The sequence below is a fragment of the Glutamicibacter sp. BW77 genome, assembly GCF_002332285.1.
In the GTDB taxonomy this organism is placed as follows: Bacteria; Actinomycetota; Actinomycetes; order Actinomycetales; family Micrococcaceae; genus Glutamicibacter; species Glutamicibacter bergerei.
On sequence record NZ_NRGT01000025.1, the window covers coordinates 1 to 16,790 of the forward strand.

A 16,790-nucleotide genomic window follows, 5' to 3' on the forward strand; every position below is an offset into this window, starting at 1 on the left:
GGCATATGCCGGACCGCGGGCCATCCTCTTTGTTGTTATCGAGGCTGAATATTTACCTCATTCACCAACTAAGCTCTCTTTTTGGTGATGAAGCCCCAGACAACCAAAACGATCAATGAGCCACCAATGGCAAGCAACCAGCTAGACAGCGAAAAGAACTTGTCAACATCGGCGTTGAAGACGGCTTGGCCGATCCAACCACCAACGAGGGCACCTATAACGCCGAGGACCAAAGTTGCGATCCAGCCGCCGCCTTGCTTCCCTGGCAAAATTGCTTTCGCGATAGCGCCAGCAATCAAGCCCAGAACGATCCATCCAATAAATCCCATGGTTCTCTCCAATGGTCTAGCTATCAGAAGTGGTCGGGTTTGACCTACTTGATGGTGACAATACTCGACATTGAGTAGTAGTTCCACGTGTTTTCATGATTTTTAATGAAATTTTCAGGAAAGATTCAACCTGAAGATGAATGTTCCGTCATAAATGTGAGCATTCCGTAGCTGACAAGGCGTTAGAAAATTTTGGCAAATTGCCCGTTTTGGTTTCCTTGACAGTGTGGCGTGTCAGTCCTAGGCTGTTTAAATCTGCTTTTATGAACCTAGGGTTCAATAAAAGCTGATATTAGGTTCGCGCACGACGGAGTGGATAAATGACGACTAACCAAACGCCCATCATCGTAATGGGAGTTTCCGGTTCCGGTAAATCAACCATCGGTGCCCTGCTAGCCGAGAAATTGGAGCAGGAATTCATTGATGGCGATGCCCTGCACCCAGAAGAAAACCGCATTAAAATGGCGGCGGGGATCGCTTTGGATGATGCGGACCGCACACCATGGCTGAACAACATTGGCGAAAAACTTTCGGACAGCAATAAGGCGGGAGCGCCGGTCATCATTGCATGCTCGGCACTCAAGCGCTCTTACCGAGACTTAATTCGCAGTCACGAACCAGACACGCTCTTTGTACACCTCACCGGTGGCAAGCAGTTGATTGGCGAACGTATGGCGGCACGCAAGCACGAGTTCATGCCGACTTCACTGCTCACCAGCCAGTTGGCGACGCTGGAAGAACCAAGCAGCGACGAACATGTTCTGCTCGCAGAAGTCGCACACACCCCTGAACAGATCGTCAGTGATCTTCTCGAAGCATTAAATCACTAGCGAATTACTTACTTCCATTGATCAAGGACGACAATGACAACTGAGCTCGAAATGAACTGGACGCTGGGCACCCCGGCGTTACTAGGTGTGGCGGTGGCAGCTATTGCGCTGCTCCTGCTGCTGATTATCCGCTTCCGCGTGCATGCTTTTGTCGCGTTGGTGCTCACCAGCTTGCTCACCGCGATCGCTGCAGGTATTCCGGCAGGCTCGATTATTACCACGATGACCTCCGGCTTTGGCAGCACACTAGCCAGTGTCGCGCTACTTGTCGGTCTGGGCGCGATGCTCGGACGAATGTTGGAAACCAGTGGTGGCGCGGAAGTGCTGACAAACTGGTTAATCGAGAAATTCGGTGAAGATCGTGCACCGCTGGCACTGTCTGTAGCCTCGTTGTTGTTCGGTTTCCCGATCTTCTTTGACGCCGGCTTGGTAGTCATGATGCCGATCATCTTCACCGTCGCTCGCCGACTGGGCGGCTCGTTGCTGTTCTACGGTATTCCTGCCGCGACCGCATTCTCCGCGATGCACATCTTTGTCCCACCACACCCGGGCCCGGTGGCTGCTGCGGGACTGCTGAACGCCAACGTCGGTCTGGTGCTGGTCTTCGGTCTACTCGTTGCGATTCCTACCTGGTACTTCGCCGGTCACCTTTTCGGCAAGTTTGTGGGCAAGAAGTTCGACATTCCAGTTCCGGATATTTTGAATGCCACACTAGGTAACGGTCAGGACAAGAACCACTTCAAATCTTCCCCGTCGGTACGCACGGTCTTTAGCCTGTTGCTGTTGCCACTGGTATTGATCTTCCTGAACACCGGGTTAAACATGCTCGGTTCGGCCGGGGTTGTTGACCCGAAGGCCCCATGGGTTCAGTGGTTGCGTCTGATCGGTGAAACTCCGGTGGCGCTGATCATCACCGTTCTGTTGGGCATGTACCTGCTCGGATTCCGCAAGGGCAAGGAAAAGACCCTGATCGAAACCATCGTCGATTCGGCGTTGGGCCCAGTTTGCTCGATCATTTTGATCACCGGTGCCGGTGGCATGTTCGGTGGAGTGTTGCGAGCAAGTGGAATTGGCGACGCGATTGCCTCCTCGCTGGAATCCGTCGGTCTGCCACTGATCGTTGCTGGCTTCTTGATTGCCGCAGTTGTTCGCGTGGCTCAGGGTTCGGCAACTGTCGCACTGACCACTGCTGCGGCGATTATTCAGCCTGCGGTGCTGGCTGATACATCGCTCAGTTCCTTCGAAGTCGTCACGATGGTCCTTGCCTTGGCCGCCGGTTCGGTCTTCGCCAGCCACGTCAACGACTCGGGATTCTGGCTGATTTCACGGTTCTTCCAGATGGATGTACCCACCACGTTGCGGGTATGGACCGTTGGCCAGGCATTAGTCTCGGTGGTCGGTTTCGCTTGCGTGATGGTGCTCTACGCCATTGCCAAGTTGGTTTCCTAAGTATCACTGCAAAAAATCCCACAGCGCCCACGGGCGTTGTGGGATTTTGTGTACCTATTTTCGAAGCTTTGAATACAAGGCACACACCGCGGCCTGTACACCGGTGCTGAGTGTCGGCTCGATGACCGGAGCAAAAAACGGTGAGTGATTTGCCGGTGGTATGCCGGAGGCAAGAGTCTGCGCGGTATTGCCACCGAAGAACCAGAACACGCTAGGCGCCCCGATCGCCGAGGCCAACGCACCAAAGTCTTCACTGCCCATCACCGGGTGGCCAGGACCGACTTGCTCGGCGCCGAATTCCTCGCGGAAGTGTTCGGTTAACGCTGCGGTCTCGCCCGGGTCATTATGCAATGGAGGGAAATGCGATAAGTCCTCGATTAGAGGTTCCGGTGCCCCGGACGCCGCAGCCTCCATCATAATGATCCGCCGGATCGCGGTGAGCACGGTCTCGCGGACCTCAGGCTCAAAGGTGCGCACGTTGAGTGTGAAGACTGCCCGATCTGGGATCACGTTTTCCTTCAACCCACTATGGAAGGAACCGATCGTGACGACCGCCGCCGATTGCGGCGGCACTTGCCGGGAAACAATAGTCTGCAGTCGCAACACGATCGCCGCGCCAAGCACAATCGGATCAATAGAATGCTCCGGGCTCGAACCGTGTGAACCTTGGCCGTACACGGTGACACGGTAGGAATCGGCGGTGGCCATCGCCGCACCTTCCATAATGGTCACGGTCCCGGCCAGCCCGTTCATCACGTGTTGGCCGTAGATGACTTCCGGCTTGGGGGCTTGCTGCCACAGTCCGTCCTCGACCATTGCCTTGGCGCCGGCACCTACTTCCTCACCGGGCTGCAAGATGAAGACGATGGTTCCGGCCCAGTCGTCGGTCCCTTGGGCATAGAGCTCGGCAGTCTTTAACGCGGTGGCCATGTGCGTGTCATGGCCGCAGGCGTGCATCACCGGAACTTCGGTGCCGTCCTCGAGGTGGCCGGTGTCCTTGCTGGCGTATTCCAATCCGGTGTCTTCTAGTACCGGCAGTCCGTCGGTGTCGGCGCGAAATCCGATCACCGGACCATCCCCGTTGCGCAGGACGCCGACCACTCCGGTGCCGCCGCAACGAAATACCTCAAGGCCTAGGGCCTCCAGACGCCCGGCGAGATAATCTGCAGTCTGATTTTCTTGCATAGAAAGCTCGGGATGAGCGTGTAAATGCTTGTAGGATTTCTGCAGATCGGCGGCCATCGCCTCGGTCATGGTCAATGATTCTGGAAGCTTGCTCATTATCTGTGTGTACCTTCCGGCTCGGCTGGGTTGAGATTTAGTAGACGGGACCCTCGGGCGGGGTTTCTTCCTCGGCTCTTTCGGCCACATCCGTCTTTTGACGGTCGCGTAGCACCCAGGCCAGCACGGCGGTGGAAATCACTGCAATCGCGGTGGAGAATAATGCCATTTTCGGTGAGAGCGGAGAAAGTACAAAGACCACGATGAGCGAAACCACCAATGCGATGACCGCCGCCCGCGGAGATTTCTGCGAAACGATTGCCTGAATAAGCACGGCGCCCATTACCGTGGGCAGGATGTAAAGCTGCACGGTTTGGACGATATCGGCGGGGATCACACTGACCAACCAGGTGCCGAGTAGACCGACAAAGATGAATAACGAGGTCAGGTGCACTGCGGCAGCACCACAGATGGCCGCTACGGAGGCGAGCTCACCCTTGCGCGTGCCGGGCTTCACTCCGATGGTCGACTGGGCGATCATTGCTGCGGGCAGAAGCTTGTTGGAAATGTTGCCAATCATGAACGCCTGATACATCGAGGAGGCTCCCAAGATGGGGTAGTAGGTCAGCGGTTCGACAATCCAGATCACCCCGAACACCGCTGCTAGCGCGGCGAAGGCCGCGAAGATTCCGGATAGTTCAATGTCCAGTCCGGAAAAGAAGACTAGGTAGGCCGGGGCCGCGAGCGAGAAAAACAGGCCAATAATCATGGTGATTCGGCCCCAGTGTGAGGTGGTCTTGTCGAAGGCTCCGAGCGCATCGTGGATTTGAGTTGACTCTGGCATGGCGCACTCCTTAAATCCGTAGGTGACTTAGGCTCGGGTGGCCAGGTGGGTGATGACTAGCGACAAGATGATCGCGATACCTAGGGCCCATTCTTTAATCCAAGGCCGGTCTACACGTTTGGCGATAATCATGAGTACTGTCATGATCAGCGCAGAGGATCCGAAGGCAATAACATGGATCCAGGATCTGGGCAGCTCACCGAGTCCCAGCACCATAAAAGCTCCAACCATTGTCGCACCGGGAACCACCAGCATGATGGCCGGGTTGACCTTACGCAACGCTGAATCACCTCGCTTGAGTAGGGGAGTGAGAATCAGTGTGGCAATCATCCACATGGCACCGCCTAGAGTCATCGCGGCGAGGGCTAATCCGAAGTCTGCCTGGGTATAAGTGGGTCCGCCAAGTTCGGCGCCGGCAGAATTCGCAGCAATCGCTGCGGCGGCCGTTTCGTAGGAGACCGAACCAATCAGTCCGATACGGACCAGCACCGCGGGGGTGCCAAAGACGGTCAGCAATGCGACGGCGACCATGACCACTGCTAGCGAGGGGCCCAAGGCCGAAATTGCGCCGGCACGGCAGCTGGTTTTGATCTCCTGATGAGTCATGCCTATATGCGGCGCGGCGATCTGCGCGGCCTTCATATAGATCACGCTATGGATGATGATGACCGGGAATACTCCGATGGCGCAGGCCCAGAGGAACGGTGAATTGGCTACGGCGAGAATGTCTGTGGAATTATTGTCCACCGCTGCTGCGAGATACATGGACTCTCTACCCTTCGGCACGTGGTTTTGGGCCTTAGAAGAAAGTCCATGCGAAACCAGTTCAAGTGCCCGCGTGCACAACACATGGCACCTTGCGTTGGGGAGTTGTAGACCCGGCTAGCGCGCCCCTGGGTTTCCATACGCAACCGGTTCGGAAAGCACCGAGGAAGTTCCGGGGAATACCGGTTACGAGTGTTCGGAAGACTATTTAGTTGTTCGCGTTGTTTTCTCGCGTGCCACCCACCATACGTGAGGTGGGGCGGAACGAAAATAGTTTTTGGGCGCAACTTAGCGAAAGGAAAGAATCTCTTATGAGTATCTGACTAGCGAATAAAGGTGCTCGTCAGTGATAACTCTATTGAGAAGGGTTGCCGGGTCAGTCTATTTTTTCGCGATGGGATCCACAAATACTCGTGGAGCACCTTCCCAGAGGCTACAGATTTCATTGTGGGTGCGGCGCATAATGCTTTCCATATTGCGTCGTGCTCCCTGCGCGTCCATATTTGAGATGTTGTCGGCGACCGACTGATGCCATGCCAGAGCTTCCTCATGAGGACGTTCTGGCATCAGCCCAAGTTCCGTGCGTCCGCGCAGAATCGCGGCAATGGGTGTGGCAAGGTTGGCGAACATTTCATTACCGGAGGCTGCAAGCACCAACGCGTGAAAGCGGATATCCAGTTCCAGGAAACGACGCAGGTCACCTTGTCGGCCGTAATGATTCATTTGGGCCGAGATCAGCATCAGCTCTTTACGCATCGCTTCGGGTGCTACCTCGGCGGCTAATTCGGCGGCCATCGGCTCCACTGAAATGCGTAGTTCGGTCAGCGAACGTAACTGTGCGCCCTTCTGATCACTAGCTAGGCGCCAACGGATCACGTTCTCGTCATATGGGTTCCACTTTTCGGGACCCAACACTCGAATGCCTACGCGTTTGGTGCTGGTGACTAGGCCACATTGCGCAAGAACACGTACCGCCTCACGGATCACGGAACGTGAGACCTGAAGCTTTTGCTCTAGATCTGCGGCGAGAACGATGGACCCGCGGGGGATGAAACCGCCGACGATGCGCGATCCGAGATGCTCAACCACATGAGCGTGGAGACTAGTTGCCATGGCGCTAGTTTAGCCAATAACTGCTGGTCACGTTGCTCGGGCACCACGAGGACGAGAAATAAATATGCTTTAAACCTCGCTTAGGTCTGGGAATCGGTGGGTCTGCGCGCGTAGACTAGTAAACGTCACATGGCCGTGATGGAGGCCGTGAGTTCCCGGTTTCCAAAAACGGTACAACTCCCCGGTAACTGATGGAGACTTATTTTTATGCCTGCACAGATTGGTGTCACAGGTCTGGCCGTGATGGGCGCTAACCTCGCCCGTAACTTCGCCCGCAACGGATACACCGTCGCCCTGCATAACCGTTCGATCGAAAAGACCGACGCATTGCTTGCGGCACACGGCGATGAAGGTGACTTCATCCGCACCGAATCGCTCGAAGAGCTCGTTGCAAATCTTGAAACTCCGCGTCGCGTCCTGATCATGGTGAAGGCTGGCGGTCCGGTCGATTCGGTCATCGATCAGCTGGTGCCATTGCTCGAAGAGGGCGACGTCGTCATTGACGGCGGCAACTCGCACTACACCGACACCCGTCGCCGCGAAGCTGCACTGACCGAAAAGGGTCTGCACTTTGTTGGCATCGGCGTTTCCGGTGGCGAAGAGGGCGCACTACTTGGCCCATCGATCATGCCAGGTGGCTCAGCAGAGTCCTACAAGTCGCTAGGCCCAATGCTGGAAAAGATTTCAGCTAAGGCTGACGACGGAGCCCCATGCTGCGCATGGATTTCCACCGATGGTGCCGGCCACTTCGTAAAGATGGTCCACAACGGCATCGAATATGCCGACATGCAGGTCATCGGCGAAGCTTTCGACCTGATGCGCCACGCGGCAGGCATCGAGCCAGCAAAGCAGGCCGAGATTTTCGCAGACTGGAACAAGGGCGAACTGTCCAGTTTCCTGATTGAAATCACCGCAGAGGTACTCGGCCACACTGATGCTTCCACCGGCAAACCACTGGTAGACGTCATCCAGGACTCCGCTGGCCAGAAGGGCACCGGTCGTTGGACCGTGCAGTCCGGTCTGGATATGGGTTCACCTGTTTCGGCCATCGCCGAGTCGGTCTTCGCTCGTTCACTGTCCAGCCAGCGCGACATTCGCGCCGTCGGCCAGCAGGTTCTGGCAGCACAGACTACCGAGGTGACCCTGCCGGAGAACTTCATTGAAGATGTGCGCCAGGCACTATTCGCTTCCAAGCTGGTCTCCTACGCGCAGGGCATCGACATGCTGACCTCCGCTGCCGGTGAATACAACTGGGATCTGAAGCTGGACGAAATTGCCGGTCTCTGGCGCGAAGGCTGCATTATTCGTGCGGCACTGCTCAAGGACATCACCGCTGCTTACTCGGCAGATGAGAAGCCGGTCAACCTACTCTTCGCACCAGCCTTCTCCGAGGCGATTGCTAAGGCCGTTCCGGCTTGGCGCCGCGTAGTGTCGGTTGCAGTACAGCTGGGTATCCCAGCGCCACTGTTCTCCTCATCGCTGGCTTACTACGATGGCCTGCGCCGCGACCGTCTGCCAGCCGCCCTGACTCAGGGCCTGCGTGACTTCTTCGGTGCACACACCTACCGTCGCACCGATAAGGAAGGCACCTTCCACACTCAGTGGAGCGGTGACCGCACCGAGATCGAAGCAGTGGACACCCACTAGTCTTCGCAAGCTATTCAAATGCCCGCAGGCTCAACTAAGAGCCTGCGGGCTTTGTCTTTAACCACCGGGTTCTGGGATTTCTACGTTGCGCATGACGCACAGGTGCCTCAAGGTACATCGTTGTGCGGTGCGGGTCAGGTCACTGACTGGAAATTGAATGAGCCCTAAACCGGGGAATTAACGGGGTAAACATGGCAACAATTCCCATGCCATACACCGAGAGTCCTATGGCAAAAAACCTCCATTGAGCTGCCCTGCAACTTCCGAAATCTTGCATCTCGGCATCCGTAGCGCCCAACCAGGGTTGGAGGTCATCCTCGCTCCATCCGGTCGCGCCGGCCCCGATTCCGCACGAGGCTCCATCGAGTTGCACCGGGTAAAGCAGGATGGCAAACGAAAGTGCAAATAGTAAAACGGCGGATCCGGCGAGTAGCTGACCGTTTCTGTTTAGCCTGGATCGTATCAACAGGAACATCCCTGCGGCGCACAGACCAACGAGCAAGATGCCGTACAGTATCCAAAAAGACAGTGGCTGGTTTAGATATTCATGCATTTGAGCTTGTCCTGTCGTCGCCGTAACGCGTACCCCAATTCAGGGAACTAAAAGCTGAGCTTATATGCGTCGGATCCTAGGTAGCGTAAACGCGAGCCGTGAATATTCGGGGAAATTTGGCTGCCTGCGCATTGGCTGATGTCTATCTGCTCTATCGTCGGTCTTACTGATCAAGTAGCAACTGCGCCGTATGCAATAGCTGCACAGCTTCACTCGGTGCGATACGCACTAAAGTGAACGAAGCTACCACGAGACCGGTAACGGCCGTGGCTAGCATTTGCGTTTGCACAGCATCTACTGCTGGCCGGGCCGCGATAATTCCGCGATGTAACGCCGACTGGAGTTCGGCCCGGTATTCGCCAATAATCCGCGCTACCTCAGGGTCCTCGGAAATTGGTGCGTTGGCCGTATTGATCAAAAGACAACCGTGATTCGCAGGTAAGGATTCGGTGCGTTCAAAGGCTTCGGCGAGTCCCGAGAGATACTCGCTAACCGCAGCGGGCTTGACCGGGGCAGCTAATAGCGGCCGCAGCCGTGGCCGGACGATTTCTTCGAGATAGCTCTCTACCGCTGCATCAAAGAGTCCGCGCTTCGAACCAAAAGAGTTATAGATGCTTGAACGGCTCAGTCCCGTAGCATCTTCAAGTTCCGGGATGGAAGAGGCCTCGAATCCCTTGGACCAAAAAACCGTACGTGCACCATTGATGACGTGTGCCCGATCAAAAGCTAGTGTTCTTGCCATCACATAACCTCCCTCTTTCGGTAACGACCATTCCAGTATATATTGAAATGGTCATTACAAAACGACGTGGCTCGAGAAACATTACTCAGGAGATGGCATGATCATTACCGCACTCGTGTTCGGTGTCTTAGCAGCACTAATTCACGTATACATTTTCCTGATGGAATCCATGTGGTGGACCACCCCGCGGGCGCGTGCCACATTTGGAACCACCGAAGCGGAAGCCAAAGCCACCAAGGAATTAGCCTTCAACCAAGGTTTCTACAACCTGTTCCTCGGTATCGCGGTAGCACTCGGCGTGGTGTTTCACTTCCTCGGACAGCCGGCCATCGGCGCCACCCTCCTGCTCACCGGGGCCGGTTCCATGTTGCTAGCCGCCACCGTACTGCTCTTGTCCAGCCCGGATAAAAAATCAGCGGCACTAAAACAAGGCGTTTTCCCGTTGTTAGCGGTGGTCTTCATGATCATTGGCCTGAGCAACTAATTTTTCGTTCCAGAAGCAAAACTAAGAAAGGTGCTCATTACCATGAGTGAATTCACCAGTACCCAGATTCAGCTTGCTAGCCGTCCCACCGGATGGCCAACCGCCGAAAACTTCGACGTAACGACCACCAGCTACGGTCCACTAGAAGCCGGGCAAGTACGAGTAAAAAACGAGTTCATCTCCGTTGATCCCTACATGCGTGGACGAATGAGTGCTGCTCGATCCTATGTAGCACCCTACGAAATTGGTGGACCAATCACCGGTGGCGCAGTCGGACGCGTCGTAGAATCGGCATCGGATGAGTTACCTGTAGGCGCCGTGGTACTCCACCAGCACGGCTGGTCTGACACCATCCAAGATGATGCAACTACTTTTAATCAGATTCCAGAAGTTCCGGGAATGCCGTTGTCCTTAAGATTGCACATCCTGGGCATGACCGGGCTGACCGCGTATGTGGGTCTGACACAGATTGCTTCGATGAAACCAGGAGACACGGTCTTTATTTCCGGTGCGGCCGGAGCGGTGGGTACGGCTGCTGGCCAGATTGCCAAGTTGCTCGGTGCCAAGCGTGTTATCGGTTCGGCAGGTAGTGCCGAAAAGGTAGAACTGCTCACCAGCAAATACGGGTACGACGCAGCGTTCAACTACAAAGACGGCGATGTGCGCGGCCAATTGGCTGCAGCGGCTCCTGAGGGTATCGACGTATTCTTCGATAACGTAGGCGGCGAACACCTAGAGGCAGCCTTGGCCTCCTTCAACAACGGTGGACGTGCAGCACTATGCGGTGCGATCTCCGGATACAACTCCACACAAAAGTTAGCTGGGCCTGACAATATGGCTAACCTGATCACCCGTGGGTTGAAGCTTCAGGGCTTTACCCTCTCCAGCTACCTTCACCTGTCCGAAGAGTTTGGTGCGAAGATGGGTGAATGGTTTGCCTCGGGCAAGATCGCTTACGACGAGACCATTGTTGACGGCATCGAGAATACGGTGGAGGCGTTCCTGAATATGATGCAGGGTGCAAACACCGGCAAGATGCTCGTGCGCATCTAGTTGTTAGCGCAGTGCATGTTGAGAACTTCGCTGGCGTTGTTTAGATATCCCGGCCATTAAAATGCCAGATCTTCAATCTTTGCTGACTGTAAATATCGGCCCGTGACGCCGAAAAGTTGAGGAAACTTATGCCTTGAAAACAGCATAAGAATAATTGTTTGCCCATATCAGCTCTTGTCTAATAGAATTTTGTAGACAAGACTGATTGGACAAGCAACATTCGAAGAGGGAGTCTCTATGGTTGGGATACAAGGCTGGCATTTGTTGGTGTTGCTCGTCGTAGCTGCGCTAATTGTGGCAATCATTATTGTTGTGGTTGTGCTCGGTTCAAAATCCTCGGCCCGAAACACAACACAGGTTGGGGCCAACGGTCAGCCAGTACCCGGACCCCAGGTCGGGTACTCGGTGGACGGACAGCCGCTTTTTCAACGAAATACTCAACTTGAGACGAATGTTTTCGCCATCCTAGCTCTTGTCTTAGGGATCCTCACCGGTCTCTTTGGCATTATTTTTGGGCATGTTGCGCTGAACCAAATCCAACGAACCGGGCAACCGGGGCGCGGAATGGCGTTAGCGGGTCTGATTATTGGTTATGTCTGGCTTGCGTTATGGCTCCTCCTGATCCTAGGAGTGGTTGTCGCTCATGCACAGGCCGTCGTTTCTTAGCAAGCACTGATTACTGGTTAACCCCAGTGGCAAAAGTCGGCGCCCCATCTTCGAGCCTTGAACCATAGGTTTGGGGCGAAACTGGGGCGCGGACTTTTCTCATCAATTGCAGCGGGTGTTGGGATTGAGTACCTTCCAAGATCCCAAACCCGTTCGATACCTGGACGAAAGGTCGCCGAGCTAGAATCGGCTCATGAACGGATACGAATCGAGTTCTTCTGCGTTGGCCTGGCTCTTATGGCTGGCCCCGTTGCTGACCGTTGTAGTTGCAGTCATAGGTGCCTATGTGGCGGTCAGAACCCTGCAGTTCCGTACCAAAGTTGATAGTGCCGGGCAGTGGTGGGCACGCGTTCAGAACGCCATAGACCACTGCCTGGCCGACAACACCAGAGAACAAAATCTGGGCACAACCATGCTCGACCATCTCCAGGCACAAGGCGAAATGCCCGAGGGTCTGGATGAGACCCAGCAACGAGAGTGGCAACGGATCAACAAGATGCGCTGGAGCGTGCAACCCGAGGACCTGTTGATGATTCACGGTATTGTCAAAGATCTCGCACTGTCCCAATCCAAGCGACTCAGTTCCATGGGGATCCGCCTGAACCCGGAAGTGCGCCCTGAATACGACACGTTGCTGCGCCAGGCACAGCTGGTGCTAAAGATTGATGCGAAGCTCGGACGTGAGGGCGACCCAGAAATCCTCAAGCTGCTCACCGCTGGCTAAGTGCGAAACATTCGTAACTCGATTAACCTCGACGTTTTCGGGTCTACCTTTTGAGCTCCATCAAATTCAAAGCCGTTGCGCCGATAAAACGCGATGGCTCGAGGATTGTCTTTGGCTACCCACAGCGAAGCCGGTTGCTGTCCTAGAACCGCGGTGAATAGCTCCTGGCCGAGCCCGGTGCCGTGGTTCGCGCTAGCTACATACAGGCTATATAACTGCAGTTCGCTCCCCGGATTTCTTCCGGCGAGCGCAAAGCCGAGAAATCCTTTGGAGCCAACGGCTACGACGCGCCGTAAGTTGTGGTCCTCGTCTTGTGCGAGTCGTTCCCACAACTGGCGCCGTGCGACCATATGGTCATCGGTGAAGTAGTCTTCTGGCAGTTGTTTGGAATAGGTCTCTTTCCAACAGTGCACATGCAGCTCGGCGAGCGCAGCTGTATCTTCCAGTAAGGGCGCGCGAAGCTCATAGTCCATTACTTGCCTACGGTGTACTCGGCGAGGTGTTGACCGGTGAGCGTGCCCGAGGTTGCCAGTTGTTCCGGGGTTCCTTCGAATACGATGGTTCCGCCGTCGTGGCCGGCTCCGGGACCCAAATCGATCACCCAGTCTGCATGGGCAACGACCGCTAGGTGGTGTTCGATGACGATCACGGTGTTTCCCTCGTCCACCATTTCATCTAATAGTCCCAAGAGCCGGTCCACATCTGCCATGTGTAGTCCTGTAGTTGGCTCGTCTAGTACGTAGGTTCCGTGGCCTTTGCCTAGGTTGATGGCTAATTTCAGGCGTTGTCGTTCGCCACCGGAGAGCGTGTTCAGCGGTTGTCCGAGCTTGATGTAGCCAAGCCCCACCTGATTTAAGCGTTCTAAGGTGGTCTTTGCTTTTGGGATGTTCAGCTGTTCGAATGCTTCTTCGATACTCAGGTCGAGGACCTCGGCGATGTTCAACCCGTCCAAACGGTATTCAAGTACCTGCGCGGTGTAGCGCTTTCCCTCACAGAGTTCACAGCGCATTTGCACCCCTGCCATGGTGGCCAGATCCGTATAGGTGAACCCCACGCCGTTACAGTTTGGGCAGGCTCCCTCAGAGTTGGCGCTGAAAAGTGCTGGCTTGACCCCATTGGCCTTGGCGAAGGCCGCGCGGATAGGGTCAAGGATCGAGGTGTAGGTGGCTGGGTTGCTGCGCCGGGAGCCACGAATAGCTGATTGGTCCACCACCGCAACGTCTTCGCGTTTGGAGATGGTGCTGTGGATGAGTGTGGACTTACCCGAACCTGCCACTCCGGTAATCGCGCAAAGTACTCCGCGCGGAATATCCACGTCAACGTTTTTCAGGTTGTGCGTGTTTGCCCCGCGGATCTGCAAGGGTTCTTTACCCGGGCGTACTGCCGACTTGAAGGGAACTCGGGCCGAGAAGTGTCGTCCGGTCACCGTATCGCTGGCTAAGAGTCCCTGAAGATCTCCGGCGTAGGTGACCGTGCCGCCATGTATTCTGGCGCCTGGTCCTAGATCAATCACGTGATCGGCAATCTTGATCACCTCGGGCTTGTGCTCAACTACTAGTACGGTGTTGCCCTTATCGCGTAGGTCTTCTAACAAGTGATTCATGCGTTGAATGTCGTGGGGGTGAAGTCCCACGGTGGGTTCATCAAAAACATAGGTGACATCGGACAGCGCACTACCTAGGTGCCGGATCATCTTGACCCGTTGTGCTTCTCCACCAGAGATAGTCCCGGCCGGTCGATCCAAGGAGAGATAACCAAGCCCAATCTGCACCAGGGATGCCAAGATGGTGCGCAGGTTTCCAAGTAGCGGAGCCGCGTCAACAATGCCCAGCGTGTCTAGGAACTCCACAAGGTCGGTGACCTGCATGGCTGTCAGTTGTGCGATACCCAGGCCAGCAATTTTTGAGGCGCGAGCCTTCTCGCTCAAACGTGAACCGGCACAGACCGTGCACGGCGCGGTGGTGGAAATGCGGGCGATCCAATCGCGGATATGTGCTTGTTTGATTTCCTTACCTGAGTGGATGTAGCTGGTTTTGATGCGGGTAATCAACCCCGAATAGCTCATATTCGCGCCGTTGAGTTTCACCTTGCCCAATGGTGCATAGAGCATCCGGTCCAACATCTCTTGGGGCATCTCCTTGAGCTTGAGATCCAGATCTGGTTCGGTACCGGCGGTGAGGGTTTGCCAGAGCCAAGCATCCGGAGCAAAGTTTGGGGCCTTGATGGCTCCCTCGTTCAGGGTTTTGTCCCAGTCCAACAGTTCATCAAGATCGATACTTGCCTCGGTACCAAAACCTTCGCAGGCACTACACGCGCCCTCGCCTAAATTGAAGGAGTAAGCGCCAGCGCCGCCAGCAGTCGGGCTTGAATAGCGTGAGTAGAGCACGCGTAGCAGCGAGTAGGCGTCTGTGGCGGTGCCTACGGTGGATCGTGAATTCGCGCCCATACGTTCTTGGTCCACCACTATCGCGGCCGACAGGTTATCTAGCACCTCAACATCGGGACGCGGCATAGATGGCATGAAGGATTGTACAAACGCCGTATAGGTTTCGTTGATGAGCCGTTGGGACTCGGCGGCGATGGTGCCAAAGACCAGTGAGGACTTGCCCGAGCCAGATACTCCAGTGAAAGCGGTGATCCGTCGCTTAGGAATATCCGCGTCCACCTCGCGGAGATTATTTTCCCGCGCTTTGCGGACGTGGATCATGTCATGGCTATCTGCAGGATGTTGGCTCATAGGCTAAATCCTACCCAGCACCAAAGGACGCGCTCGCCGTGAACAATATGACGCGGAGAATGTCACGAGCAGAGTGTTTCCGGCTAGTCGCGTTAGCGTTTAACCGGTGCTTAACCGTGAGATCCCTGCAGAACGTCCGGCAGACCCGATAAACCGTGGACAAAAGGTACAAGTTCGCAATGAAGTGTGCCCTGGCATCCATAAGTCAACCCACAGATTTCTGTGAACGGTCTTTGAGCCCTTACGCTTATGAAGGCGTGCCGTAGGCCATAGGGTCGTGCGATCTCTCGCACAGCGCTCATCACTCGTCATTCTGAAGGAAGAACATGAACGTTTTGAAAAAGATCCCTCTGTTGGGGTGGATCGTCGTTGCCATTATTCTCGGCATCTTGCTCGGCCCAGTCATGCCGGTGGGGCTCGGTAGCGTCTTCCTGACCTACAACTCGATTTTCTCGGGGTTCCTGAGCTTCATCGTTCCGCTGATCATCCTTGGCTTGGTCATGCCGGCAATTGCCGAATTGGGCAAGGGTGCAGGTAAATGGCTGGGTGTGACCGCACTGATCGCTTACGGCTCGACCGTCTTGGCTGGCCTGCTGGCATATTTTGTCAGCCGCTGGCTCTTCACCGCCTCGCTAACCGGCGGCGGTGTTGAAGAAATTGGTGAAGGTGAAGGATCCGGTTTTGAACCATTCGTCTCCTTGGTAACCTCCGCAGGCGACGGTGCCACCGAGATTGTGCTTGAACCAGTCATTGGTGTGATGAGCGCACTGATTCTGGCCTTCGTAATCGGCATTGGCCTCACCGCGTTCCGCAGCACCGTGCTATTCCGTGGAGCGGTCGAGTTCCGCACCATCATCGAAATGGTCATCCGCCGCATCATCGTGCCAGCGTTGCCACTGTTCATCTTCGGCATCTTCCTTGACTTGTCGGCCAGTGGTTCAGCAATCACCGTGGTCACCAAGTTCCTGTTGGTTGCAGTAGTCGCCTTCGCTCTGACCCTGGTCGTTCTGCTGATTCAGTACACCATCGCAGGCACCATGTCCGGCCGTAACCCACTGAAGGCACTGTGGGGCATGCGCGACGCGTACTTCACCGCGCTGGGTACCTCTTCCTCGGCGGCGACCATCCCGGTCACCCTGGCCTCGGCCAAGAAGAACGGTGTTTCTGATTCGGTGGCAGGCTTTGTGGTGCCATTGTGCGCCACTATTCACCTGTCCGGTTCGATGGTGAAGATTACCTGCTTCTCGATCGCAGTATTGATGCTCACCGGCGGAGACATCAGCTTCGGCGCGTACTTACCATTCATCTTGATGCTCGGCGTCATGATGATCGCAGCTCCTGGTGTTCCAGGTGGAGCCATTGCAGCGGCCGCTGGTCTGCTGGTGCAGATGCTTGGCTTCGGCGAGGTCGAGGTGGGCCTCATGTTCGCCGCGTACATTGCGCTGGATAGCTTCGGTACCGCAACCAACGTGACCGGCGACGGCGCGATTGCAATGATCATGAACAAGCTCACTCACGGCAAGCTGGGCGCTCAGGCCCAGGACCCTGAAGATGAGCATGTTGAAGTTCTTGCAGGCGAGAACGACGAGCACAACCTAGCCAACTAGTTCGAAAATTAAAAGCGTGGCACTAC

At 55.5% G+C, this 16,790-nt stretch carries 16 protein-coding genes; 8 read left to right on the forward strand and 8 right to left on the reverse strand.

The window, feature by feature from the left end:
* Positions 1–68: 68 nt before the first annotated feature.
* Positions 69–329, reverse strand: coding sequence for a GlsB/YeaQ/YmgE family stress response membrane protein (locus tag CIK74_RS02450; protein ID WP_096254195.1), 261 nt, complete (start codon positions 327–329; stop codon positions 69–71).
* Positions 330–649: 320 nt separating this feature from the next.
* Between CIK74_RS02450 and CIK74_RS02455 the strand changes: the two genes are divergently transcribed.
* Together CIK74_RS02455 and CIK74_RS02460 are read left to right on the forward strand one after the other, a co-directional pair.
* Positions 650–1,159, forward strand: a complete 510-nt coding sequence (locus CIK74_RS02455; protein ID WP_096254196.1) for a gluconokinase — start codon at positions 650–652, stop codon at positions 1,157–1,159.
* A 33-nt stretch (positions 1,160–1,192) separates the two neighbouring features.
* Entirely contained in the window at positions 1,193–2,608 is a 1,416-nt protein-coding gene (locus CIK74_RS02460) for a GntP family permease (RefSeq protein ID WP_096254197.1), read from the forward strand.
* A gap of 54 nt (positions 2,609–2,662) precedes the next feature.
* Here CIK74_RS02460 and CIK74_RS02465 read toward each other — a convergent pair whose 3' ends face one another.
* The 4 genes from CIK74_RS02465 to CIK74_RS02480 form a co-directional block, all read right to left on the reverse strand.
* Entirely contained in the window at positions 2,663–3,889 is a 1,227-nt protein-coding gene (locus CIK74_RS02465; protein WP_096254198.1) for an amidohydrolase, read from the reverse strand.
* A 37-nt stretch (positions 3,890–3,926) separates the two neighbouring features.
* On the reverse strand, positions 3,927–4,673 hold the full coding sequence (locus CIK74_RS02470; protein WP_096254199.1) for a hypothetical protein: 747 nt from the start codon (positions 4,671–4,673) through the stop codon (positions 3,927–3,929).
* Positions 4,674–4,700: 27 nt separating this feature from the next.
* The gene (locus CIK74_RS02475; protein ID WP_096254200.1) at positions 4,701–5,438 is read right to left on the reverse strand and encodes a DUF5058 family protein; all 738 of its coding nucleotides are present in this window, start codon (positions 5,436–5,438) and stop codon (positions 4,701–4,703) included.
* Between the two features lie 381 nt (positions 5,439–5,819).
* Positions 5,820–6,551, reverse strand: a complete 732-nt coding sequence (locus CIK74_RS02480; RefSeq protein ID WP_096254201.1) for an FCD domain-containing protein — start codon at positions 6,549–6,551, stop codon at positions 5,820–5,822.
* A gap of 207 nt (positions 6,552–6,758) precedes the next feature.
* Here CIK74_RS02480 and gndA point away from each other — a divergent pair, with 207 nt between their 5' ends.
* The gene (gene gndA / locus CIK74_RS02485) at positions 6,759–8,198 is read left to right on the forward strand and encodes an NADP-dependent phosphogluconate dehydrogenase (protein ID WP_096254202.1); all 1,440 of its coding nucleotides are present in this window, start codon (positions 6,759–6,761) and stop codon (positions 8,196–8,198) included.
* 716 nt (positions 8,199–8,914) lie between these two features.
* Here the strand turns inward: gndA and CIK74_RS02495 are convergent.
* Positions 8,915–9,493 (reverse strand): TetR/AcrR family transcriptional regulator, encoded by a 579-nt coding sequence (locus CIK74_RS02495; RefSeq protein ID WP_096254204.1) that lies wholly within the window; start codon positions 9,491–9,493, stop codon positions 8,915–8,917.
* Positions 9,494–9,590: 97 nt separating this feature from the next.
* Between CIK74_RS02495 and CIK74_RS02500 the strand changes: the two genes are divergently transcribed.
* From CIK74_RS02500 to CIK74_RS02515, 4 genes are all read left to right on the forward strand, one after another.
* Positions 9,591–9,977 (forward strand): DUF1304 domain-containing protein, encoded by a 387-nt coding sequence (locus tag CIK74_RS02500; protein ID WP_096254205.1) that lies wholly within the window; start codon positions 9,591–9,593, stop codon positions 9,975–9,977.
* A 42-nt stretch (positions 9,978–10,019) separates the two neighbouring features.
* Positions 10,020–11,030 (forward strand): NADP-dependent oxidoreductase, encoded by a 1,011-nt coding sequence (locus CIK74_RS02505; RefSeq protein WP_096254206.1) that lies wholly within the window; start codon positions 10,020–10,022, stop codon positions 11,028–11,030.
* A 237-nt stretch (positions 11,031–11,267) separates the two neighbouring features.
* Positions 11,268–11,696 carry a DUF4190 domain-containing protein gene (locus tag CIK74_RS02510; RefSeq protein ID WP_096254207.1) on the forward strand — a complete coding sequence of 143 codons (429 nt, stop codon included), beginning with the start codon at positions 11,268–11,270 and terminating at the stop codon, positions 11,694–11,696.
* Positions 11,697–11,889: 193 nt separating this feature from the next.
* Positions 11,890–12,420: a hypothetical protein gene (locus tag CIK74_RS02515; protein WP_096254208.1), complete on the forward strand. Its 531-nt coding sequence runs from the start codon at positions 11,890–11,892 to the stop codon at positions 12,418–12,420.
* On the opposite strand, the gene CIK74_RS02520 is transcribed toward CIK74_RS02515, so the two are convergent.
* Complete coding sequence (locus CIK74_RS02520) at positions 12,417–12,893, reverse strand: GNAT family N-acetyltransferase (RefSeq protein ID WP_096254209.1); 477 nt, start codon at positions 12,891–12,893, stop codon at positions 12,417–12,419. The genes CIK74_RS02515 and CIK74_RS02520 overlap by 4 nt on opposite strands.
* The gene (locus tag CIK74_RS02525; RefSeq protein WP_096254210.1) at positions 12,893–15,157 is read right to left on the reverse strand and encodes an excinuclease ABC subunit UvrA; all 2,265 of its coding nucleotides are present in this window, start codon (positions 15,155–15,157) and stop codon (positions 12,893–12,895) included. The genes CIK74_RS02520 and CIK74_RS02525 overlap by 1 nt, the downstream gene beginning before the upstream one ends.
* Before the next feature lie 326 nt (positions 15,158–15,483).
* On the opposite strand from CIK74_RS02525, the gene CIK74_RS02530 reads away from it, so the two are divergent.
* Positions 15,484–16,764, forward strand: a complete 1,281-nt coding sequence (locus CIK74_RS02530) for a dicarboxylate/amino acid:cation symporter (RefSeq protein WP_096254211.1) — start codon at positions 15,484–15,486, stop codon at positions 16,762–16,764.
* Positions 16,765–16,790 lie beyond the last annotated feature (26 nt).